The sequence below is a fragment of the Granulicella aggregans genome (assembly GCF_025685565.1).
Taxonomy (GTDB): domain Bacteria; phylum Acidobacteriota; class Terriglobia; order Terriglobales; family Acidobacteriaceae; genus Edaphobacter; species Edaphobacter aggregans_B.
Genome location: NZ_JAGSYE010000003.1, coordinates 103756 through 126561, shown reverse-complemented (window position 1 = coordinate 126561; position 22806 = coordinate 103756). Strand labels below are relative to the sequence as shown.

Below are 22806 nucleotides of genomic sequence, written 5' to 3'. Positions count from 1 at the left end.
AGAACCTGGCATGGACTCTGGAGGCGACTGCTCGATCGCATCTTTGATCCCGTGCAATGCCATTTTGAGGACTCGTCTCAGGTTGAGCTTTGGAGTGGGGAAGGCACTATCATCGAAGCATGCGTATTGGTGTTGGGCGTTTGGATGTGCGGCGCTTTCGGGTGATGAGTGTTCTGGGGTTTGCGCTGCTGGCTCTGGCGATGACGTGGGTCTCTGGTTGCAAGAAGGATGCGCCGGTCGCGCCTGCGTCTTCCGGGATAACGAAGACCTTCAAGATTCGGGGCAAGGTGCTCGCAACGGATGTCTCGGCTGGGAAGATCACGTTGGATCACGAAGCTGTTCCCGGATTCATGGACGCGATGATCATGCCCTACAAGCTGGCTGATCCGAGCATCATGAGCGAGCTGCATCCGGGCGACAAGATCACGGCGGACGTGCTGGTCGATCAGATCGATGCCGACCCGGCGGGCGGCTACAAGAATGCGCGGCTGACGAACATCGTTGTGGTCGCGCAGTCGAAGCCGGACTATAAGCCGGCGATTCAGTTTCATGTTCCAGCGGCGGGCGACCAGGTGCCGAACTTTGCGTTGCTGAACCAGAGCGGAAAGACGATCTATCTCGACCAGTTCAAGGGCAAGGTTGTGCTGATGACGTTTATCTACACACGCTGCACGCTGGCGGATTTCTGCCCGAGGATGAGCCGGAACTTCGCGGAGATCGACAAGGCGCTGCAGGGTGATGCCGCGCTGTATGAGAAGACGCATCTGCTGAGCGTGAGCTTTGATCCTGCGTATGACACGCCTGCTGTGTTGAAGAGTTATGGTGGAGCGTACACGGGGAATTATACGAAGGAGAAGTTTGCGCACTGGGACTTCGCCGCGCCTCCGGTGAAGGAGTTGGCGGAGATGACGCAGTTCTTCGATGTGGGCGTGACGCCGGATGGGAAGGCGCTGACGCACTCGCTATCGACGGTGCTGATTGGGAAGGACGGCAAGGTGATCGCGTGGTATCCGACGAATGACTGGGTGACTGGCGAGATGATTGCGGCTGTGAAGAGCGCGGCTGCTTGAGCGGACGATTGTGGCGGTCCCACTCATCGCGATAGTGCTGCGATGAATGGGGTACAGAGTTTCAATGCAACGGATTTGATAGGAGTTTAAGGTAATGGCGAAGTTGACGATTGGGTTTGGTGTTTTGCTGATCTTGTTGAGTGCCGTGGCTTATACGCAGTTGGGGCAGCACTCGCATGGAATTCATTCGCTGATCCCCGGAGCCTTTGGGCTACTGTTGGTGATCTTCGGTGCGCTGGCGAATACGCCGGTGGCGAAGAAGCGGATGCTGTTCATGCACATCGCCGTGACGGTGGGGCTGCTCGGATTTCTGGGGACGATTCCGGGGCTGATCGGTGTGATCAAGATGGCAGTCGGGCAGAGCAGTGGCGTGGCACCGGATGCGGCGAAGGTGCAAGCTATTATGGGGACGATCTGCCTCATTTATGTGCTGCTCTGCGTGCGGTCGTTTATCGCGGCTCGGCGGGCGCGGCTCGTCTGAGGGACGTTGTAGGATGTACGTTTTTCGTACAACGTAGAACGTACAACCGATAACGCTCCTCCGCCCCGGCGTAGAATCAGTTCATATGTCTACGAGCACAAAACTTGGGGGCTCAGGGATGCCCAGCGGCGATAAACCTTTGCGTGGCGCGGGGCGGGCGACGGTTGCGGAGCTTTCGGCGAAGCGGCCCAAGCCGCCGTTGAAGAAAGTGATGCCCGAGGTCTGGAAGCTGGTGAAGCCAAGGATCTGGCTGATCGCAGGTAGCTTTCTGCTGATGCTGGTGAACCGGCTTTGCAGCTTTGTGCTCCCGGTATCGGCAAAGTACCTGATCAACAACGTGATGTACGGCGGCCAGATGGGGAAGCTGCCATTGATCATTGGCTGTGTTGCCGCGGCGACGTTCCTGCAGGGCGTGAGTTCGTATTCACTGACGCAGTTGCTCTCGACCGAAGGCCAGCGGCTGATCTCCGATCTACGCAAACAGGTTCAGCAGCACATCGGAAGGCTTCCGGTAGCGTTCTACGACGAGAACCGCACGGGAACGCTGGTTGCACGCATCATGACGGATGTTGAAGGCGTGCGAAACCTGGTGGGAACGGGGCTGCTCGACTTTGCGGGCGGCATTCTGACCGCAGTTATCGCGTTCGCCATTCTGATCAAGATCAATCCTCGGATGACGCTGCTGACGTTCGTCATCCTGCTGGTCTTCGGCCTGATCCTGCAGCGGGCGTTCAAGACGATTCGACCGATCTTCCGCGAGCGCGCGAAGATCAACGCTGAGGTGACGGGACGGCTTACCGAGTCGCTCGGCGGCGTGCGCGTGGTGAAGGGATATCATGCCGAAGAGAGCGAGGCGAACGTCTTCGCGAAGGGCGTGACGCGGCTTCTGGAGAACGTCATCAGCTCGCTGACGGCGCAGTCGTTAATGACACTGTCTTCGACGATGGTGCTGGGTGTGGTGGGCGGCCTGATTATGTATCTCGGCGCACACGAGCATGTCGCAGGACGGTTGAGTGTCGGCGATTACGTCGAGTACACGATGCTGCTGGCCTTTATGATTGCGCCGATTGTGCAGCTGGTCTCGATCGGCACGCAGTTGACCGAAGCGCTGGCTGGTCTCGATCGGACGACCGAGATCATGAACGAGATGCAGGAGGACAGCGAGCCTCGGCGCAAAGTTGCGTTGCCGGAGATCAAGGGCGATGTCGCGTTCGACAACGTCTTCTTCGAGTATGAGAAGGACAAGCCGGTACTGCATGGGATCAGCTTCGATTCGAAGCCTGGAACGGTGACCGCGCTGGTAGGTTCGTCTGGATCGGGCAAGTCGACGATCATCAGCCTGATCTGCGGGTTCCACACGGCGACCGGCGGGGCGATTCTTGTCGATGGAGTCGACCTGGCGACGATCCGGCTGAGCAGCTATCGCGAACAGCTTGGTGTGGTGCTGCAGGAGACGTTCTTGTTCGACGGGACGATCCGCGAAAACGTGCTCTTCAGCCGTCCGAGCGCGACCCATGAGCAATTAATGCAGGCTTGCCGGATCGCCCGCGTGGATGAGTTCGCGGAGCGGTTTCCGGAGGCTTACGAGACGATCGTTGGAGAGCGCGGCGTGAAGCTCTCTGGCGGACAGCGGCAGAGGATCTCGATTGCGCGTGCGATCCTCGCCGATCCGCGGATCTTGATTCTGGATGAGGCGACGAGTTCGCTGGACTCGGAGTCGGAGGCGATGATTCAAAATGGCCTGAACTTCCTGATGCAGGGAAGGACGACGTTCGTGATCGCCCACCGGCTATCGACGATTCGTAAGGCGGATCAGATTCTGGTGATTGAGCAGGGGAAGATTCTCGAGCGCGGAACGCACGATGAGTTGTACAAGCTCGGTGGCCGCTACTACGACCTTTACACGAGGCAGCATGGACTGGAGGCGAATCTGTTTCTTGCGCCGGGCGAGGGCGATAAGGTCGAAGCGGTCACGGCTTAGGCACTTCGTGCGGTATTGGGCTTCGCGTGGTGCTCCCGATGGTCGCGAGAATAGATTCTGTGCCGACCAACGGAGGGATACGCGAAGCGGTACAAAAGTCACGAAGTGACCGCCCCGCGCGTAGCGAGCCTTAAGCCCTTCCGATATCCTTCAGCGCGGGGTAGATTTTGATGTACTCAGCATAGGCCGCCTGCATGGCTTCAGCCGACTTTGGCTGGATGGTCTGTGCGATGCGGATGGTGGCTTCGCACGCGGCTTCGACCGAGGGCCAGATGCCGATGCCGGTTCCGGCTAGCAGAGCAGCACCGAAGGCGCCACCTTCTTCGGCTTCGAGCAGGTCGACGGGATGGCCATAGACATCCGCCTGGATCTGACGCCAGAGTGGGCCGCGCGCTCCACCGCCGCCGAGGCGGATAGCAGTCACCGGGATGCCGAGTTCTGAAAACAGGGTGAACGTGTCCTTCAGGCTGAAGGCTACGCCTTCGAGGACGGCGCGGACGAAGTGCGCCCGTGTTGTCGAGGCGGTGATGCCGACGAACGCCGCGCGTGCGGTCGCATCTAGGTGTGGGGTGCGCTCGCCAAAGAGGTACGGTGTCCAGAAGAGGCCGTCGCTGCCGGGCGCGATCGCTGCGGCCTGCGCCGACAGTTCGTCGTAGCTGGCATCGGGAGCGAAGGTGTCGCGGAAGTAGCGCAAGCTGAGTCCAGCTCCATTTGTCACACCCATGACGTGCCAGAGGCCTGGGGCGGCATGGCAGAAGGTGTGCAGGCGGCCGAGACGGTCCATGGTGGGCTTGTCGGTCGACGCAAAGACGACGCCCGAAGTGCCGATGGTTGCGGAGACGGAGCCGGGCTTCAGGATGCCCATGCCGACCGCTCCCGCTCCCTGATCGCCTGCTCCTGCCGCGACCGGAGTTCCAGCCGCGAGACCGGTTGTGCTTGCGCCAGCGTCTGAGATGCGGGCGCAGATCTCGGGGCCTTCGAAGAGTGGAGGCAGCCAGGACATAGGAATGCCCGCGATGCCTGCGACCTCCTCCGACCAGCGGCGATGGGCAACATCAAGAAGCAGTGTGCCTGAGGCCTCCTGCATGTCCATCGCGAACTCGCCCGTGAGCTTGTAGCGGATGTAGTCCTTGGGGCAGAAGACGTGGGCGATCTTCGTAAAGCTCTCGGGGTCGTGCTCGCGGACCCATAGGAGTTTCGTCAGGGTGAAGTTGGGAAGCGCTGGGTTGGCGGTGAGCTCGATGAGTCGGGCGTAGCCGATGGTCTCGGTGAGCCAATCGCACTGGGGCTGGGTGCGCTGGTCGCACCAGATGAGTGCGGGGCGAATCACGCTGCCGCTGGCGTCGAGCATGACGCAGCCGTGCATCTGTCCGGTGAGGCCGACGGCTTCGATGGCCGATCCTGAATTGCCTGATGCTGCGATGGCTCCGGCGATGGCCGACTTGGCGGCGCGCCACCAGTCTTCGGGGTGCTGCTCGGCCCAGCCGATGTGTTCGGAGTGGATGGGGGCGTGCTCGGTGCTGTGGGAGGCGACGACCGCGCCCGCCCGATCAATCAAGACGGCACGAGTGCCGCCGGTGCCAACGTCAATGCCCAGTAACATGACCAACTTCTCCCTGAGAAATTCTGAATGCCAATAGTAAATCGTTTAGATAAGGACAGGGGGCGAAGAGGATTCCGGGGCTGGGTGCGGTTTGGGAGACTTGTCCAACGAGGGATCGTCTTTTTTGCACACTCGCGCACCTTAACTGCATCGAATCGAGTATTGACGATCTGGAACGATGGTCCGGCAGCGGCCGGTTGCCTGGTGGGCCGGTAATGTACGGAAGATTCAGGTCCTCAGACTTGAAGCAGCGAGTGCAGGTTACGATACCGAATATGGGTTTAACAAGAAATGTAGAAGTGGCGCGAGCGCCGCTCGCCGTGAAGAGTGCGACTTTGGGCCTTCTGGCAGTGTTGGTATCCGGGGTCACCGCATACGGACAGGCGGCAGGCGGTCCGGGTTCGACTTCGGGTTCCTCCGGACTGAACACGGCGCAGGTGAACCAGGCGCAGCAACAGTTGACGACGGGAAGCGTGTCGGGCTCTAGCGGATCGGGCGGCCAAGTGAGCTCGGATTCCTTCAAGGGAAGCGTCGTCAGCGGGGTTGCGACGGACGGCGTAATCGACCTGACTCTGGATGACGCGATGCAGCGTGGCCTGCGGACGAACCTTGGCATCATCCTCCAGAACTCCTCGACGCTGAATGCGAATGGGCAGCGTTTGGAACAGCTGCAGGCACTTCTGCCAACAGTGACAGGTACGGGCAGCTACACTGTCGAGCAGGTCAATCTTGCCGCGTACGGCATCAAGTTTCCCGGGTTGAAGCAGATCGTTGGACCGTTCCAGGTTGAGGACTTTCAGGCGTCTCTCTCGCAGACGCTGTTCAATCTGCCTGCATTGCAGAGCTACCTGCAAGCCAAGCACAACTTCAAAAGCGCGAAGTATTCCGCGGAAGATGCTCGGGACATGGTCGTGCTGACGGTTGGCAATGCCTACCTGCTTTGCGTCGCCGATGCGGCGCGGGTGGAAGCGGTGAAGGCGGAGCTGGCGACGTCGAAGGTGTCGCTCGACCAGGCGGTGGCCGCGCACGATGCCGGTACCAGCCCGAAGCTCGACGTGCTCCGCGCTCAAGTCGATTACCAGAATGAGCAGCAGAGCTTGATCTCGACCGAGAACCAATTGGCAAAGGACAAGCTGGCTCTGGCCCGGACGATCGGTCTGCCTCTTGATCAGAAGTTTGCGCTGACGGATTCGGCTCCCTATGCGGCGCTGGATCGCGTTGACCCGAAGACGGCGTTCGACTCCGCATTGAAGAACCGCAAGGACCTGAAGTCGCTTGACGAGTCGGTGAAGGCGGCCGAAGCGCAGAAGAAGGCGGCGTGGGAGCAGCAGTTGCCTACGGCGGACGTGAATGGTTTCTTCGGCGACCAGGGAACGACGTTTGGGCACTCGCACGGCGTCTACTCGGCGACCGGAGAGGTGACTGCCCCGATCCTGCAGATCGCGAAGACGAAGGGTGACGAGCAGGTTGCCGGCGCGGCTTACACGCAGGCGCAAGCCAAGCTCTCTGACCAGGTGCAGCAGGTCAATCAGGATATTCGCTCGAGCATTCTGGATATCGAGGCGGCGGCGAAGCTGGTTGAAGCGACCAAGTCGAACGTCGACCTTGCGACCGAGGCGTTGAGCGAGGCGCAGCAGCGGTTCCATGAAGGCATCTCGGACAATTTGCCGGTATCGCAGGCTCAGAGCCAGTTCGAACAGGCCAACGACCAATACATCAGCGCGCTCTACCAGCACAATATCGCCAAGCTTTCACTGGCACGTGCGCTGGGTGTGGCGCAGACAAGTTACAAGGATTATCTCGGAGGGAAATGACCTTGGCAGATCAAGAGAATCAAACGCAGAATCAGAATCAGGATCAGAATAAAGACCAGAACCAGACACCCCCGGAGACGCCGGAGAAGTCGTCGCGGCGCAAGTTTATTGTGATCGCGGTGCTGATCCTTCTGGTGATCGGCGGAGGGCTGTTTTACTGGCACTCGACGTTTTCAGAGGATACGGACGACGCCCAGGTAGATGGCGATCTGTACGAGGTGAGTTCGCGCGTGACCGGCCAGGTGATCAAGGTCTACGTGCAGGACAACCAGACGGTGCAGGCGGGCCAGGCGATCGCGGACATCGATCCGAAGGACTACCAGGTCGCGTTCGACCAGGCGCAGGCGAACCTTGCCAGCGCCGAGGCTGACTACGAGCAGGCGCATGTGAACGTGCCGATCACGAGCGTGAGTTCGCGGACGACAATCGACACGTCGGGTTCGGATGTGACGGCGTCATCGGCTGCTGTGGCGCAGGCGGAGAAGCAAAAGGAAGCTGCGGACGCTCGTGTCGTTGAGGCGAAGGCGAATGCGCTGAAGGCCCAGCTCGACGTGGAGCGATATACGCCGTTGGTGCAGAAGGACGTCATCTCGAAGCAGCAGTACGACCAGGCTGTCGCTACGGCGAACGCGGATACGGCAGCCGTGCTGGGTGCCCAAGCGGACGTGATTGCGGCGCAGGAGGCGGTACGCCAAGCGCAGCAGAAGGTCGCGCAGTCCCGGTTCCAGGCGCAGCAGGCGGCGAAGAACGGACCGCAGCAGGTGAAGGCTCAGGAGGCTCGCGCGGAGTCGATGCTGGCTTCGGTGAAGCAAGCGCAGGCGAAGCTGGAGCAGGCGCGGCTGAACCTGAGCTACTGCAAGATTGTTGCGCCGGTGGCGGGTATCGTGAGCAAGAAGAACGTCGATGTGGGCGTCAATGTGAGCATCGGACAGGATCTGTTGACGGTGGTTCCGGTGACTAACCTCTGGGTGACGGCGAACTTCAAGGAGACGCAGCTCGACAAGATGAAGCCCGGCCAGGAAGTGAAGCTCGAGGTCGACGCTCTCGGAGGACGCAAGTTCTCAGGCAAGGTGACGCAGATTGGCGGAGCTACCGGATCGCGGCTGAGCCTGTTCCCGCCGGAGAACGCGACCGGCAACTATGTGAAGGTGGTCCAGCGGATTCCGGTCCGGATCGACTTCACGAATCTTGACAAGGAAAACGGGGACTATGCTCTGCGGCCCGGTTTCTCGGTAACTCCGATTGTGACGGTGAAGTAAGCAGTCAGCATCGCCTAATAAGTGAGCAGTACAAGAGTCCGGACGCGGGAAACCGCCTCCGGACTCTTTGCATCTGACCGCAAAAGAGGTGTTTGGAATGGCAAAGGGAAGCAAAGCAACGAAGGCCGCTCCGGCGAACGATGCGCCGCGCTGGCATGCAAAGGCAAATGAGATACAGAAGTTTGGCACCGTAATTGTCGACATGCCTCATTTTCTAAAGGCATCTGTCCGTCAGGATATGGTGGGAAAGCTGAACCAGCTTCTCGCGGACTCCATCACGCTGCGGGATATGTACAAGAAGCATCACTGGCAGGTCTCGGGCCCAACTTTCTATCAGCTGCATCTGCTGTTCGACAAGCACTTTGACGAACAGGTGGAACTTGTTGACACGATCGCGGAGCGGATTCAGGTGCTGGGTGGTGTGAGCATCGCGATGGGCGGCGATGTGGCCAGACTTTCGCACATTCCGGCTCCCCCGACAGGCCGAGAGGAAGTTCCCGTCCAGATCTCCCGTCTGCTGGAGGCACACAAGCACATCATGCAGGAGTGCCACGACATCGCCGAGGCAGCCGACGACGCAGGAGACGATGGCACGAACGACATGGTCGTCAGTGACATTTTGCGGGCGAACGAGTTGCAATCGTGGTTTATCGGCCAGCACCTGGTCGAGATGCCTCTCATCTTGAAGTAGCTGGCGTTAGCTTAAAGCGAAAGCAGATCTTCCGACTTCGTCGAAGGATGACAAGCGGATAGTCAAAGGATGACAAGGGCAAAGTTAAGGGCCGGAGGGGCAAATCCTCCGGCCCTTTTGCTTTGGCATTTACGTTGCCGAATCGAAGCGGTAAAGTGAGACATCTACTGGTTATCAGGCCATGCCCATCGCGCTCGGATTATTCGTGAAATACGCTTACCTCATCCTCTTCGTATGGGTGCTGGTGGAGCAGTTCGGCGTACCAATTCCGAGCATTCCTCTTCTGTTGACGGCAGGAACCCTCTCTGCAACCCATAAACTGAGCGCATTCGTTGCATTGCTCTGCGTTCTGGCTGCATGCGTCATCTCCGACAGCATGTGGTACATGCTGGGCCGAAGCTACGGCAACCGCGTCTTGAAGCTGCTTTGCCGGTTTTCGCTCGAGGCTTCTACCTGTGTCACGAAGACCGAAGGCTACTTTACGAAGCGCGGGCCGGTGACGCTGTTGTTTGCAAAGTTCGTTCCGGGACTCTCGACCGTCGCCGCTCCAATCGCCGGGCAGACGGGTATGCCCTTCGGACGCTTCCTGATCTACGACCTTGCGGGATCGATTATCTGGGCCGAGGCTTACCTCCTGGCTGGCCGGTTCTTCGGGGACATCGCCAAGAAGAGCGCGCCGTTTCTTCATATGCTGGGCCACTTTGCGGGGGTTCTGTTCGTCGTGATGGTGATCGGCTTCTTCACCGCCCGAGTTGTGAAGCAGCAACGCTTCATAGCAAACGTGAAGAGAATGCGACTGGAGCCTGAGGAGCTGATGGAGATGATCGACGAAGCTGCGAAGCTGGGCGAACCCGCCCCGTTCATCGTCGATCTTCGCCATCCGCTGGATTATCTGCCTGATCCACGGGTGCTGCCGGGAGCGGTGCGCGTAGGCCCGACAGAGTTGGCGCTGCACAGCGACCGGATTCCTCGTGACCGGGACATCATCCTGTACTGCACCTGTCCGAGCGAGGAGACGAGCGCGAAGGTCGCAATGCAGTTGCACCGGATGGGAATCAATCGGGTGCGTCCGCTACGCGGAGGCTTCGACGGGTGGAAGGTGGCAGGGTTCCCGCTGATCGACTATGTCGATGAGGCTGCACCAGCGGAGGCGCCTTCGCTGGTGCAGATCGCTCTCGGAGAGCCTGAGAACCACGTCAACCAGCCAGCTTGAAGTTGACCGTGATGGTGGTCTCGACCTCCGTCGGTTGTCCATTCAACAGATAAGGCGAGTAGCGGGCGTTTCGGATAGCCTCGAGCGCCGCGTTGCGGAGAAGCTCCGGTCCGCTGGTGGCGTGGGCGCTTTCGATACGTCCGGACTTCGAGATGATCGCCTCGATGACGACAACTCCCTCAGTTCTTGTGCTGATAGCTATGGGCGGATACACCGGCCTGATGGGAGCGAGCAACAGGCCGGCGAGGACTCCGCGCGAGATGTGGAGCGGACCAGTGGCCGATGCAGGGGCTAGTGTGACTCTGTTGCCCGCGCCTGCCGGAGATGTGCCGATGCTGCCGGGCAGGTCGCTTGGACCCGTCATGCTGCCGATGTTCGTGGATGGCGGGATATCCTCTGCGTTCGAGTTGATTGGCCCGAGATTGCGCAGATTGGGGAGCGGAGTTCCTGAAGCTGGCAGTGCGGCTGGTGTGGATGGTGTGTTCGCAGAGTGCGTTGGTTCGAAGTGCGGGACGCGAGGCATCGGCGGCTTGAGTGGCAGAGTGATGGTGGGCGCGTCGGTGTGGAAGGTGAGGACGTCTGGATGCAGCAGGGGTAGCGCGATGACGGCTGCGACAAGAGAGCATTGCAGCGTGAGAGAGACGATCGTCGTCCAGCGCTGATTGGGCGACGAGAGACGGTTCTGCGACTCCATGAGACTGTCTTCAAACATTGAGGCACCTCTCCAGAAAACTGCTATCAGTTCGGATCAGGTGCGCCTCTGCGAGAAGGCGTCCGTTGTTGAGTTAGACACCTACGGAGTGTGGATGGTTCCCGAATGTGTTGCCGCACAGAAAACGGGCAACAGCAAGTGCGGAAGCAGATCCTCCGCTGCGCGAAGGATGACAAGGATTTTATTGGTCGGGCTTGAAAGCTGCCGTTGTGTCCGCTGTGCGGGCGAAGACGCGGATGTCGCAGCGGGTAACATTGAACTGTGCCGCTGAGTGTACGCGGCCGGGAGATGGCATTGGCTTACGACGATCTACGCGACTGGATAAAGAGGCTCGACAAGGCGGGAGAACTGAAGCGGATCAAGGTAGAGGTGGACCCGATCCTGGAGATGGCGGAGATCGCCGACCGGGCCGCGAAGCTGGGCAAGGGAACGGCAAAGGCTGGTGGGCCGGCACTGCTGTTCGAGAACGTGAAGGGGTATCCCGGCGCTCGTGTGCTGATGAACCAGTTCGGCAGCCTCGACCGGATGAAGTTGGCCTTAGAGACCGATTCGCTGGATGCGATCGCCGAGCGGATTCGAGTGCTCATCAAGCCGGTGATGCCAACCGGGTTGATGGACAAGCTGAAGATGCTGCCGATGCTGGCTGAGATAGGCAGCTTCTTTCCCAAGGTCATCAGCAGCAGAGACGCTGCGTGCAAGCAGGTGATCAAGCGGGCGGATCGTGGCGATGTGATCGACCTGCTGAGCTTCCCGGTACTACAAACGTGGCCGCAGGATGGTGGCCGGTTTATCACGCTGCCGTGCGTGATCACGCGCGATCCGAAGTCCGGCAAGCGCAACGTCGGCATGTACCGGATGCAGGTCTACGACGGGCAGACCACGGGCATGCACTGGCAGCGGCAAAAGGTCGCTGCGGAGCACATGCGCGAGCGGCTTCGCGAGGCCGCGGGTGATGCGGCAGCAGGCGTGGACCTGATGGCGTTGACGGCAGGAGGAACGGCTGCGGCGAGTTCCACCGGCAGCATCCCTTCGGTGACGCAGACGAAGATTCGTGGTGAGCGGATGGAGGTCGCCGTGGCGATCGGTACCGATCCCGCGACCACGTTTTCGGCGATCGTGCCCGCGCCGCCCGATGTCGAGGAATACCTGATCGCGGGCTTCCTGCGGCAGAAACCCGTGGAGTTGGTGAAGTGCGAGACGGTTGACCTCGAAGTTCCGGCCCATGCGGAGATCATTCTCGAAGGCTACGTGGAGCTTGGAGAACTTCGCACCGAAGGGCCATTCGGCGACCATACGGGCTTCTACACCATGCAGGACGAGTACCCGGTCTTCCACATCACCTGCATCACGCATCGCAAGGACCCTGTGTGGGCGGCGACGCTGGTGGGCAAGCCTCCGATGGAGGACGCGTGGATGGGCAAGGCGGTGGAGAGGATCTTCCTGCCACTGATGCAGCTCACCATGCCGGAGATCGTGGACGTAAACCTTCCCGCGGAAGGCGTCTTCCACAACCTGATGGTTGTGGCGATAAGAAAATCTTATGCAGGTCAGGCAAGAAAAGTGATGAGCGGCGTGTGGGCCATGGGGCAGGCGATGTTCACCAAGTGCGTCATCGTAGTCGATGAAGACTGCGACGTGCAGGACGTGGCCGAGGTGACTTTACGTGTTGCCAACAATATCGACCCCGAGCGCGACATCCAGTTCACTCTAGGGCCCGTCGACTCTCTGGACCATGCTTCGCGGCTGCCGAACTACGGGAGCAAGATGGGAATCGATGCAACACGGAAGTGGGCCGCCGAAGGGTTTACGAGAGAGTGGCCACCGATGCTCACCATGGACAAGGAGGTAAAGTCTAAGGTGGACGCTATATGGAAAAAACTGGGGATTGAATGACGCTAGCTGAGTTGTTGAAGCGCCTTGTCTTGGTTTTATGCTTTGGAGTTTCTTTACAGGGAGTTGAAGCGCAGGTGAAGCCGGATGGGCCGGACCTCTACGGAGCGAAGAACAAGTTCGGCGCGATGGTGGAGTATTCGAACGATTCGAGCCACATCATTCTGGGGCAGTCGGAGAACATCAAGCTGGGATCGGTGGGCGTGCAGTATCAAAGGCGACTCTTTGCTACGCGCTACTTTGTCTTCTCGTACGCAGCGGAGTTTCGCCCGGTGATACTGGAGAGCATTCCCACGGCAACACAGACATTCACTCAGACCTTTAATCCTCCGACATTCCCGCCGGAGACATACACCGCGCCGCCGGCACTGACCGCCAGATGCGTAGCGGGAGTTGTTGAGTTTGCTCCCCCTCCTGAGGTTCCGTCCATCTATACCTCTCAGATTGCTACCACTTGCGGCAGGCAGACGAATTATGCACAAGGGCTTTCGCCAGCGGGCTTCCGGGTGAACTTTCGTCCCCGGCACCGGCTACAGCCAACCTTCAGCACGCTGGAGGGATATATCTTCTCGACGAAGCCGCTGCCGATAGCAACCGCGGGATCGTTCAACTTTGCCTTTGAGCTTGGCGCGGGGCTGGAGTATTACCTTGCGCCAAAGCGCTCGGTCCGGCTGGAGTACCAGTTGCAGCACTACTCGAATGGCTATACCGCCGAGACAAACCCCGGAGTGGACAGCGGTCTCTTCAAGCTGAGCTACAGCTTCGGGCGGTGAACCTCTAACGTGCGGATGTCGTCTAAGCTGAGCCGGGGCTCTTTCCGAAGACGAGAAGGCCGAACCCGCCTGCAAAGATTACGTAGATCAAAGTGACCGTCAGCAGGATGCCCTGGTTGTTTCCAGCGCTAACAAGGTGTAGCAGAGCCATCGCCACGGCGAAGAAGTGCAGCAGGTTTCCCAGGGCCACGGGGCGACTGTAGATGCCTCCGATGGCATTGTCCTTCGCCATCCAGTTGAGCATTGCAAAGCCAAGATAGAGGGCCCCGGCAATCTGTGCGACCAGGGTTGGCATAGAACCGATCGTGCCCGGGCCGAGGACTTTCTCCGGTGCAAAGGTTGCGACGAAGCCGAGAGCGGCCATCAGGAGGGCGCTGGAGAGCAGGAGAATGCGGGCGGAGGACCTCTTCATGAGAGAGCTTTCGGAGTTCGTGTCTGGGAGGATGTCTTCGGTTTAGCCTGGAAAAGGCGGCTCTTGCCCTAATCGATGGTCTTGAACGTGAGGGACTTAAGGTTCTGGACCCAGCGTTGCGGGCGGGTGTCGCCGGGGATGACGAGCTTGAAGATGCCGTCCTTGTCGAGGGGCTTTCCGGCAAGCGTGTCGGCGACAATGACGCTGGTCCCGCGGATAGTCGAGAGGGTTTCGTAGGTGGAGACCAGGCTTCGGTAGCCATCTGTGCCTTCGGCGACGACGTAGGTTTTGAGCAGAGTGTGCTCATTCGCCTTCTCGAAGGGGAGGCCGAGTTTGGTAAGGATGGCGGCGATGGGGACGCCCGAGTAGGTCTCGGATGCTTTGGTGTGGCCGTTGACGACGGTGACGGTCTCATGGGGCATCGCAGCCACGTCGGCGGGCGAGAGGGTCAGAGTCTTATCGCCGAGCGTGAGGGTTAGGGCCGTCGAGGGAGCCTTTGGCTTGGCGGAGTGCATCTGCGAGTCCGCAGGGGCCATCATCTCGGGCTTGTTGCCGGTGGCGTCCTGTGCCTGGGCCGGAGCGACGGATAAGGCGGAGCAAAACAACGCCAAAGTGAGAACTGCATTCCGGGAGCGGAACAGGCCAGAGATCTTCATGCGGCTATTTTAGACGGAGCCGGGCTACTGGCTTGATCGTGCGCGGTTTATACTTTGGCTATGTCTATCGTGAAGAACGCCGCCGCTATCGCCAAAGGAATGGGTATCACCTTCGGCCAGATGTTCCAGCCCACCGAGGTCGAGAACTATCCGGACGGCAAGGGGCCGATGCGCGGCGCGAAGTTCCAGGAGCGTTTCCGCGGCAAGCATCAGTTGCAGCGCGATGAGAACGGCCTGGAGAAGTGCGTGGCGTGCTTTCTGTGCGCGGCTGCCTGTCCTTCGAACTGCATCTACATTGAGGCGGCAGAGAACACGGAGACGGTGCGGATCTCGAGTGCGGAGCGGTACGCGAAGGTCTACAACATCGACTACAACCGGTGCATCTTCTGCGGCTATTGCGTAGAGGCCTGCCCGACGGACGCGATCACGCACGGACATGGATTTGAACTGGCTTCGCTGAACGCGACGAACCTTGTGATGCGGAAGGAAGATCTTCTAGTCCAGGTGCAGGTGGCACCGGGCGCGATTGGCTCGCAGAAGGACGTAGCGGAGTCGCTCGCTTAGAGTACGAGTTACTTAGCAGGCAGGGCGAAGGCGGTCTCGTTCGACCATCGAGGCGCTGCAGGTGCAGGTCTTCTGGCGTTTCTCGTTGGGTTCATCGCGAACCAGGATCGTTTTTCCGCAAGCGACGCATTTGAGGATCGTCAAGGTCATGCGGCGGTTATAGGCCACCGCGATGGCGGCCAACAATGGCACTTTGGAAGTAGCGCCTGGCGCTCCGGTACCGAGGTAGTGAGCGCCGTGCTAGGGTCTCGATATGCAGATGCCTGAGTTTTCACAGGGCGACATCCTCTCGTTCGTGGTGGCGACGGGGTTTGCCGCGGGCCTGAACGTGTATGCGACAGCTCTGGCGCTGGGAGCGATGGCCCGGCTGCATTGGATCGAGCTTCCGGTCGGCCTGGAATTGCTGGCGAATACATGGATACTTTCAGCGAGCGGGGTGCTGTTCGCGATTGAGGGTGTCGCGGACAAGATTCCGGGCTTCGATTTGATCTGGAACGCTCTCCATACATTCGTACGGATTCCGGTGGCGGCACTGATGGCGTATGCGGCGGGATCGCAGTTGCCACCAGCCGCGCATGTACTGGCTACGTGCCTGGGTGCGGGATTCGCAGCGATCGCCCATGGATCGAAGTCCGCAGCGCGGGTGGCGGTGACGCCGAGCCCGGAGCCGGTCTCAAACATTGCGCTGAGTACGGCGGAGGATGCGGGAGCGGTTGGCCTGAGCTGGGTCGCGGTACATCATCCCTTGACCGGCGCGGCGGTTGTGGCTGCGCTGGCCGTGGGTGGAATCGGGCTGATGTGGTGGGGATACCGGCTGGCCCGAAGCGGCGTACGCAGGCTGGTTCGAAGGCCGACATCGCATTGAGCAAAGGCGCGATGTACGGTAGCATCTGATTGTTGGAAGGGAGAACTTCGAGATGTCAGAGGAACACAAGTCAACGCCGTGGTGGGAAAACTACTGGCAGGCATTCGTGATCGCGTTTGGATTGATCTTCCTTACGCTGCTGGTGTCCTTTCACCCAGTGACCTGGTAGTCATCAGCGCGATTTAGAATTGAACGGCCATAACAGAAATGGCCTCTCTACGGAGAGGCCATTTTCATTGCAGGTGACCATTATTTGCTGCTGAGCTGGTCGATTCGGAAGGCTGGCTGATGGCCTTCGTTGGTGCCGGTGCGGAGCTCGGCCTTGAGGGTCTCGTGGTACTCGTGGCAGAGGCTGCAGCCGCTCTCGGCGTGGCCTGATGAAAGCGCGGGGCCTTGCGGGCGGCTCTGGCCGTCGTGGCATTTCTGGCAGACAGCGATGTTAGGCATCAGATTGTCTTTGCCGGAGATGCTGGTGAGCGCCTGGGTGTGGCACTCTTCGCATTGCACTGTATCGTGCGCGGTGTGGCTGAAGAGAGCGGCCGAGAAGAAGCGCTGCGGCGCGTGGGATGGGGCGATCATCGGGGTGGAGATCGATCCCGAACTATCGAAGCTGGCGTTCACGAAGCGAGCCTGGGTCGAGCTTACAAAGGTGGGCGCGCCGCCGTTTGGAGCGGGCAGAGCCATTCCGGGCAGGTCGTCGATGTTCGAGACGGTGTGGCAGAGAGCGCACTTTCCGCGAAAAAGGATCGTCTCCGCTTTCAGGAGCGCCGCTTTGTCTCCGGGCGCGGCTTCGGCCATCTTCATCTGGACAAACGCAAGCGCCTTGGCGGCTTCGGCGTGGGGCGCCTGCTCTTTCACTTTGGTGCTGAAGTCGAGCGAGTGGCAGGACTGGCAAGAGCGCTCGAAGCTCACGTTGGCCATGCGGCCCGAATGAGCCGTGTCTTTACCGGCGGGGTCTTCGACCTGGTGACAGTAGGAGCACTGGAGCGTGATCTTACTGTTGTTCGGGCCGGTGAGGTCCTTCTTCATATGGACGGCGTGGTTGTACTTCAGGCCGTATGCGGCCTCGCGAATCTCGGGGCTAGCTGTGCGGAGGATGCGGAAGTCGGGATGGCCCTTGGTGAAGCCTTGAATGTTCGTCGCGATATTGGCGGGAACATTCTTGACTTCAAGATTCGCGTGGCACTGGGTGCAGCCGGTGACGGGAGCGGCGGCGAGGTGCATCGCTCCTACGTGCTCGACGTGGCAGGTGCTGCATTGCTTCGTCGCGATGGTCTGGTTCGCGTGATGGAGGCCGACGGTGTGGCAGCTCTCACAGGCGGAGTCCGGCACCTTGCGCGCCGAGCCGAAGCCGACGGGAAGGAAGCCCGCGCCTTCGATGACGGGTTTGTGGCAGGTCTCGCACCTCTGGCCGAAGACGGCGTGGGACGAAGAGATGGGGCCGGAAGAGAACGCCTGTGCGCTGTGGACCGAGGAGGCGATGATCCAAACGACGGCGGCGACCAGCGCGACGGCGGCCAGCCGCCACTGCCACATGCGGATGGGCGAGCCCTTCTTGAAGTAGTTGAGGTCGTGCCGCTTGGCGAGCAGTTTTGTGGTGCGTTTGCGGATTGCCATGCGGTGACCTCCTTTCAAGTTCAGTGCAGCTACTAAGAGCGGATTCCCTTCGGGAATGACAAACAAAGAGGCTAGTAATGCAGCGCTACTACGGCGTGGATGAACGCAAGCAATAAGAGCGCGGCGGAGATGGGTAGATGAATCAGCAGCCATCCGTGCAGCCAGTGGTGGAGGCGTACTTGGTGGTCGAGTTGGCGTTTCTCGTTGCAGATCTCTTCGAGCGCGGAGATTGGTTGCCAGGCGGTCGAAGGGAAGAGCTTGCGATAGTCTTCGAACTCGCGCTCCGCGTTGGCGCGATGGCGTAGATCCATGGACCTTGAATCTTTGCCGTCAGCGCGGAGGTAAGGTTCGACGCGGGACTCAAAAAAGCGGTCGAAGGAGGCGACTTCAGCGCTGTACTCAGGAATCTCGACGAGGGTCATGGTGACCGTAGCGCCTGGGCCGCGCGCAGGCGCCAGCATCTGCGTCACATTCGTTGCGTGCTGGCGGGCTTCGGCGATGAGTTGCTCACGGATGACGCCGATCTGGTCGTAGATGGTCTCGTAGGGGACTTCGCGAAACATGCGCGTGGGCAGCGTGTGCTGGAGATACGCTCCGTAGATGCCGCTGAAGACGACGATGAAGGTGAGCGTCATCAAGATAAAGGCAAGCAGGCCGCGGGCGTGGAAGGCGGCGTGGAAGAGCACCATGGGCAGGGCGAGCGTGCCGAGCCAGAGGTGGGCCTTCATCCAGACGCGGGCGGAGCCGATGCGGATAATGCGATAACGCTTGCGCACGGCGAGCAGCGCGGCGAAGACCATGAAGCCGAGAGCGATGACGCCGAAGGTTAGCCCGATAGCAGTGCTGCCCGCAGGCGTGGTCATGTTCGCGTAGGGAACATAGATTGCCGTTGACACCGCGAGGAGCGCGATGGAGAACCAGAGCCACGGACGGTGCGTCTCGTCGATGCGCATCTATCTCTTGACCTCTGCGGTTGAGCTGCTAAGGGCCGAGTTGATTCCGAGGGGGACGCCGGTGTTGATGTCCTGGCCGAGGAGGTTCGAGAAGAACTCGGTCGGGTTGACGCGGTGGGCGGCGTCGTGGGGGCAGGCGTAGACGCAGCTTGGCTCTTCGAGGTCGTGGCAGAGATCGCAGGATGTGGCCTTGCGAACCTTGCCCTGGAGAGCCATGTCTTTATATTTGCCGCCGGCGTCTTCGCGGTCGAACTCATGCACCGTGATGTTGCCGTAGGGGCAGTTCTTGGCGCAGAGGCCGCAGCCGACACACCAGTCTTCAATGATGACTTCGAGCGAGTTGCGGCGGCGGATGGAGCCGACCGGGCAGCCGACCATGCAGAGCGGATCGCGGCACTGGCGGCAGGATGTGGCGACGAGATATTTGTCGAAGCGAACGCCGTCGCGAAGGAGGCGAGTGACGCCGTCGTGCGCTTCGGCGCAGGCTTTGACGCACTGATCACATCTCGTACATTTTTCGAGATCCAGTATCAGCAGGCTCTGTGCGTCCATCAGCCCCTGGGCCAGGAAGCTGTGCAGCGGCTCGTTGGCGATGCGCTCGTTGGAGCGCTTGAGATGGAAGAGGTTCTCACGGTCGCGCTGCCGAGCAACGTTCTCGATCTGCATGCGGACTTCGGGGAAGCGCTCAAGCATGGCCGCGAAGTCAGGGGCGTAGATCTTCACGACCTCGACGTGGTCGAGCGCGGTGCAGGTCGCGGTGCGTGGCACTTCGCGCAGAAGGCCCATCTCACCGAAGTAGCCACCGCGTGGCAGGTAGGCGAGCACCATCTCTTCGTCGTTGCGCATCTGGCTGACGCGGACGAAGCCGATGCGGACAAGATAGAAGGAGTCGGCGACGTCGCCTTCGGTGCAGATCACCTGGCCCGGAGCGTAGCGGACCAGTTCGACACGGTCGCGAAGTACGTCGATGAAGTCTTCGCTGATGGTCGAGAAGATAGGCACGCTGCGGAGATGCGTGCCGAGGGCGCGGCCGCGATAGTTGGCTTCGAGCTGGCTGCGGAAGGTCTTGTTCTTCTGCATCACGTCGAGGACGTTGCGCAGCATCTCGAGCATGACGCAATCGGTCTTGGCGCGAACCGTGGCCGAGCGCGGATAGAAGCTCATGCAGGTCATCTCGCCGAAGAGATCGCCCTGGCCGAGCTGCGCGATGGGGTTGTCATAAGGCAGGTCGACGGGAGCATCGATGCGGATGTGTGTGGGATTTTCGGGGCGTTCCTCGTCGCGCTTGTTCGTCTTGATGGGCATGAGCGCGCTGCGCATCTTGCTGAAGAAGCCTTCTGGCTCGCTCGATGTTGTGACGTGGGCGCGAGGGCTGCCGAGGAAGACATCGACCGTGCCTTCGAGGATGTAGAAGGCGGTGGAACCGTTGTCGCCTTCGCGGACTATTATCTCGCCGGCCGAGTAGTTGCGGCGGACGACGGCTCCCGCGTTCAGCTCCAGGAAGGTTCCAGAGACGCCTTTGAAGATGGGAAGAGCGAGCAGTTCTTCGGTCTCGACGGAGAAGGCTTCGACCTTCGGGCCGTTCTCTTGGATGAGCTGTTGAAGGAGGTTCTGGCCGAGGACTTTCTTGTTGGTCAGCGCGCCGGTGGGGCAACTGACCATGCACTCTCCGCAGGTCACGCAGGAGGAGTTGCCCATCGGCTCGTTGGCGTCGAAGGCGATGGTGGTGAAGTAGCCCTTGCCCTGTCTCGCGATGACGTTGTTGTGACGGATCTCCGAACAGCCGCGGATGCATCGGTCGCAGAGGATGCAGGCGGAGTAGTCGACGTGGATGGCTGGTGAGGTGTCGTCCTCGCTCATCACAGGGACGGCGCGCTTCTTGAAGCGCACATCGGGAGGCAACATGCCTGCCGCCGCGGCCTGGGTTTCGAGTTCGCAATCTCCGCTCTGCTGCTGGCGCAGGCAGGGCGATGGGTGGTCGGTGAGCATCAACTCATAGAGCGTCTTGCGGACTGCCTTGATGGGCTCGGTGTTGGTGTGAACCACCATGCCGGGCTCAGCCTTGAAGACACAGGCCGCCTGCAAGGCGCGCTCGCCGACGTCGCAGAGACAGATACGGCACGCGCCGACGGGGGTCTGGTTCTGCTGATGGCATAGAACGGGGATGGTGATGCCGAGGATGCGCGCGGCGTCAAAGACGGAGGTGCCGTGAGGAACGGTGACCTCGCGATCGTCGATCGTGAGGGTCATCATCTCGTGCGAAGTGCCAGATGCGTGCTCGTTTGTCTGGGCGCTCATTGGGCGCTCCGTTGTCTTTGCGGAGAGCCGTTCGGGAAGCAGATGTTCGCGCTGCAGTAGCCGTCTTCAAGATGCTGCCGGACGATCTCCGGAAAGTGTTTGATGACGGACTGTATGGGCGCGGGTGAGATCTGGCCGAGGCCGCAGAGCGAGGCCGTGCGGAGGACGTTCGAGAGATCGCGAAGCATGTCTTTATCGCCCGCGCCGACGTGACCGTTCGTCCAGCCCTCAAGCAGATCGACGAGCTTTTGCGTGCCGATGCGGCAGGGCGAGCATTTGCCGCAGCTCTCGTTGCGATAGAAGGCCGTCGAGTTCAGTGCCATGTCGAGCATGCAGCCGTGATCGGCCACGACGACTACGGCACCCGAACCCACCATGGAGTTGAGCGCCTTCAGCTTGTCCCAGTTCATCTCGATGTCGAGCATCGATGCGGGAAGATAGCCGGAGGATGGACCGGACGGGGCGAAGCCGATCACCTCATGGCCGTCGGGCGGGCCGCCAGCGTATTTATAAACGAGGTCGCGGTAGCTGGTGCCCATGGGAACCTCGAAGACGCCGGGATGTTTCACGTGGCCGGTGACCCCGACGAACTTGATGCCCGGGGAACCAGGAAGACCGGCGTTGTGATACCAGTCGCCGCCTTTGCCGAGGATGGTAATGGCATGGCAGAAGGTCTCCACGTTGTTGAGCGCGGTGGGCTTGCCCCAGACGCCGGAGTTGACCGTGCGCGGCGGCTTATTGCGCGGCTCGGAGCGATTGCCCTGAATCGCTTCCATCAGCGCGGTCTCTTCGCCGCAGATGTAGCCGCCAGGCGATACGAAGACTTCGAGATCGAAGTCGAAGCCGGTGCCAAGGATGTTCTTGCCCAGAAGCCCGAGGGAGTAGATGTGCTTGAGTTCTTCTTCGAGGACTTCGGTCTGAAGCTCGTACTCGTGGCGGATGTAGAGATAGCCGCGCTGCGCGCCGACGATAGCACCGCAGACCATCATTCCCTCGAAGACCATATGGGGAAGGTATTGCAGGATGAAGCGGTCCTTGATGGTTCCGGGCTCGCTCTCGTCGGCGTTGCAGACGACAAACTTCTCTTTGCCTGGTGATTTGCGCGCTCCTTCCCACTTGATGTGGGCCGGGAAGCCTGCACCGCCCATTCCGCGGAGTTCGCCGGTCTTGAGCTTGCCGAGGGTCTCGTCGAAGTTCTTCTCGGCGAGAAGCTTGCGGAAGATGCCGTAGTGCTCCTCCTCGGTGGCGTAGGGATCGCACTGGATGGCGAGACCGCGCTCTTCGGGGCTGCGCGGTGCGGGGCTGTGGCCGTACTCGCGCGGGGCAAGGATCTCTTTGTCGACCATCGCGACGACGTCGCGGAAGTTGCAGTGTTCTTTATAGTGCTCGTTGATGCTGACGACGGGGGCATGATCGCAGCGGCCGACGCAGGAGATGTCGCGGACTTGCACGAGGTCAGTTGCATTCGCGTACTGCAGTTCGAGTGACTTTTTGAGCTGGCGCGAGCCGTTGAGATGGCAGCTCATGTCGTCGCACACGCGGACATCGACGCGGATGGGCGGCTTCAAACGGAAGTGCGGATAGAAGCTGGCGACGGTGTGAACATCCTTGACGCCGACGTTTCGGCGCGTAGCGATGCGCTCGATCTCGCGGATGGGAACGAAGCCGATCTGTTCCTGCACATGGCGCAGGTCTTCGAAGACACCGAGTTTGTTCCGTCCTGGTTCGATGCTCGTCAGGACTTCAGGCATGGCGCTCATCGTACTTACGCTCCAACAGGTTTCGGCGAGGGGGAAATTCTCTTCTGGGCTTGCGGGTCAATTTAGCAGAGAGACCGGTGCGAGTCTACTAACTTTCGTGATCGTTTCGCATCATTCGTTACGCGGGAATTGAAAAATAAGTTGGTTGCAATAGGGCGGGGCTCAGGATATAACGGCTGCAACTAAATCAACCT

The 22806-nt window shown here is 60.3% G+C and carries 19 protein-coding genes; 11 read left to right on the top strand and 8 right to left on the bottom strand.

What is annotated here, in order from left to right; translation table 11 throughout:
* Positions 1–164 precede the first annotated feature (164 nt).
* From OHL18_RS15915 to OHL18_RS15905, 3 genes are all read left to right on the top strand, one after another.
* Positions 165–1070 carry an SCO family protein gene (locus tag OHL18_RS15915; protein ID WP_263375867.1) on the top strand — a complete coding sequence of 302 codons (906 nt, stop codon included), beginning with the start codon at positions 165–167 and terminating at the stop codon, positions 1068–1070.
* A 94-nt stretch (positions 1071–1164) separates the two neighbouring features.
* Positions 1165–1551 (top strand): hypothetical protein, encoded by a 387-nt coding sequence (locus OHL18_RS15910; RefSeq protein ID WP_263375866.1) that lies wholly within the window; start codon positions 1165–1167, stop codon positions 1549–1551.
* An 85-nt stretch (positions 1552–1636) separates the two neighbouring features.
* Entirely contained in the window at positions 1637–3532 is a 1896-nt protein-coding gene (locus tag OHL18_RS15905; RefSeq protein ID WP_263375865.1) for an ABC transporter ATP-binding protein, read from the top strand.
* A 130-nt stretch (positions 3533–3662) separates the two neighbouring features.
* Here OHL18_RS15905 and xylB read toward each other — a convergent pair whose 3' ends face one another.
* Complete coding sequence (gene xylB / locus OHL18_RS15900) at positions 3663–5135, bottom strand: xylulokinase (protein ID WP_263375864.1); 1473 nt, start codon at positions 5133–5135, stop codon at positions 3663–3665.
* A 275-nt stretch (positions 5136–5410) separates the two neighbouring features.
* Between xylB and OHL18_RS15895 the strand changes: the two genes are divergently transcribed.
* The 4 genes from OHL18_RS15895 (at position 5411) to OHL18_RS15880 (ending at position 10112) form a co-directional block, all read left to right on the top strand.
* Positions 5411–6949 carry a TolC family protein gene (locus OHL18_RS15895; RefSeq protein WP_263375863.1) on the top strand — a complete coding sequence of 513 codons (1539 nt, stop codon included), beginning with the start codon at positions 5411–5413 and terminating at the stop codon, positions 6947–6949.
* On the top strand, positions 6946–8208 hold the full coding sequence (locus OHL18_RS15890; protein ID WP_263375862.1) for an HlyD family secretion protein: 1263 nt from the start codon (positions 6946–6948) through the stop codon (positions 8206–8208). The genes OHL18_RS15895 and OHL18_RS15890 overlap by 4 nt, the downstream gene beginning before the upstream one ends.
* Positions 8209–8305: 97 nt before the next feature.
* The gene (locus tag OHL18_RS15885) at positions 8306–8899 is read left to right on the top strand and encodes a Dps family protein (RefSeq protein WP_263375861.1); all 594 of its coding nucleotides are present in this window, start codon (positions 8306–8308) and stop codon (positions 8897–8899) included.
* 205 nt (positions 8900–9104) lie between these two features.
* A complete protein-coding gene (locus OHL18_RS15880; RefSeq protein ID WP_317890507.1) occupies positions 9105–10112 on the top strand; it encodes a VTT domain-containing protein in 1008 nt (335 codons plus the stop codon).
* Here the strand turns inward: OHL18_RS15880 and OHL18_RS15875 are convergent.
* Positions 10096–10824 (bottom strand): energy transducer TonB, encoded by a 729-nt coding sequence (locus tag OHL18_RS15875; protein WP_263375859.1) that lies wholly within the window; start codon positions 10822–10824, stop codon positions 10096–10098. The genes OHL18_RS15880 and OHL18_RS15875 overlap by 17 nt on opposite strands.
* Before the next feature lie 294 nt (positions 10825–11118).
* Here OHL18_RS15875 and OHL18_RS15870 point away from each other — a divergent pair, with 294 nt between their 5' ends.
* Both OHL18_RS15870 and OHL18_RS15865 read left to right on the top strand, forming a co-directional pair.
* Positions 11119–12717 (top strand): UbiD family decarboxylase, encoded by a 1599-nt coding sequence (locus tag OHL18_RS15870; protein ID WP_263375858.1) that lies wholly within the window; start codon positions 11119–11121, stop codon positions 12715–12717.
* Positions 12714–13487: an acyloxyacyl hydrolase gene (locus OHL18_RS15865; RefSeq protein ID WP_263375857.1), complete on the top strand. Its 774-nt coding sequence runs from the start codon at positions 12714–12716 to the stop codon at positions 13485–13487. The genes OHL18_RS15870 and OHL18_RS15865 overlap by 4 nt, the downstream gene beginning before the upstream one ends.
* A gap of 22 nt (positions 13488–13509) precedes the next feature.
* Here OHL18_RS15865 and OHL18_RS15860 read toward each other — a convergent pair whose 3' ends face one another.
* Both OHL18_RS15860 and OHL18_RS15855 read right to left on the bottom strand, forming a co-directional pair.
* On the bottom strand, positions 13510–13899 hold the full coding sequence (locus OHL18_RS15860; RefSeq protein WP_263375856.1) for a hypothetical protein: 390 nt from the start codon (positions 13897–13899) through the stop codon (positions 13510–13512).
* 68 nt (positions 13900–13967) lie between these two features.
* The gene (locus OHL18_RS15855; protein ID WP_263375855.1) at positions 13968–14555 is read right to left on the bottom strand and encodes a molybdopterin-binding protein; all 588 of its coding nucleotides are present in this window, start codon (positions 14553–14555) and stop codon (positions 13968–13970) included.
* Positions 14556–14615: 60 nt separating this feature from the next.
* Between OHL18_RS15855 and nuoI the strand changes: the two genes are divergently transcribed.
* Both nuoI and OHL18_RS15845 read left to right on the top strand, forming a co-directional pair.
* On the top strand, positions 14616–15119 hold the full coding sequence (gene nuoI, locus OHL18_RS15850; RefSeq protein ID WP_263375854.1) for an NADH-quinone oxidoreductase subunit NuoI: 504 nt from the start codon (positions 14616–14618) through the stop codon (positions 15117–15119).
* Between the two features lie 259 nt (positions 15120–15378).
* Complete coding sequence (locus OHL18_RS15845) at positions 15379–15984, top strand: DUF4126 domain-containing protein (RefSeq protein WP_263375853.1); 606 nt, start codon at positions 15379–15381, stop codon at positions 15982–15984.
* A 249-nt stretch (positions 15985–16233) separates the two neighbouring features.
* On the opposite strand, the gene OHL18_RS15840 is transcribed toward OHL18_RS15845, so the two are convergent.
* The 4 genes from OHL18_RS15840 to OHL18_RS15825 form a co-directional block, all read right to left on the bottom strand.
* Entirely contained in the window at positions 16234–17601 is a 1368-nt protein-coding gene (locus tag OHL18_RS15840; RefSeq protein ID WP_263375852.1) for a cytochrome c3 family protein, read from the bottom strand.
* 71 nt (positions 17602–17672) lie between these two features.
* Positions 17673–18554 (bottom strand): hypothetical protein, encoded by an 882-nt coding sequence (locus OHL18_RS15835; protein ID WP_263375851.1) that lies wholly within the window; start codon positions 18552–18554, stop codon positions 17673–17675.
* The gene (locus OHL18_RS15830) at positions 18555–20852 is read right to left on the bottom strand and encodes a cyclic nucleotide-binding domain-containing protein (protein WP_263375850.1); all 2298 of its coding nucleotides are present in this window, start codon (positions 20850–20852) and stop codon (positions 18555–18557) included.
* The gene (locus tag OHL18_RS15825; RefSeq protein ID WP_263375849.1) at positions 20849–22612 is read right to left on the bottom strand and encodes an NADH-ubiquinone oxidoreductase-F iron-sulfur binding region domain-containing protein; all 1764 of its coding nucleotides are present in this window, start codon (positions 22610–22612) and stop codon (positions 20849–20851) included. The genes OHL18_RS15830 and OHL18_RS15825 overlap by 4 nt, the downstream gene beginning before the upstream one ends.
* Positions 22613–22806 lie beyond the last annotated feature (194 nt).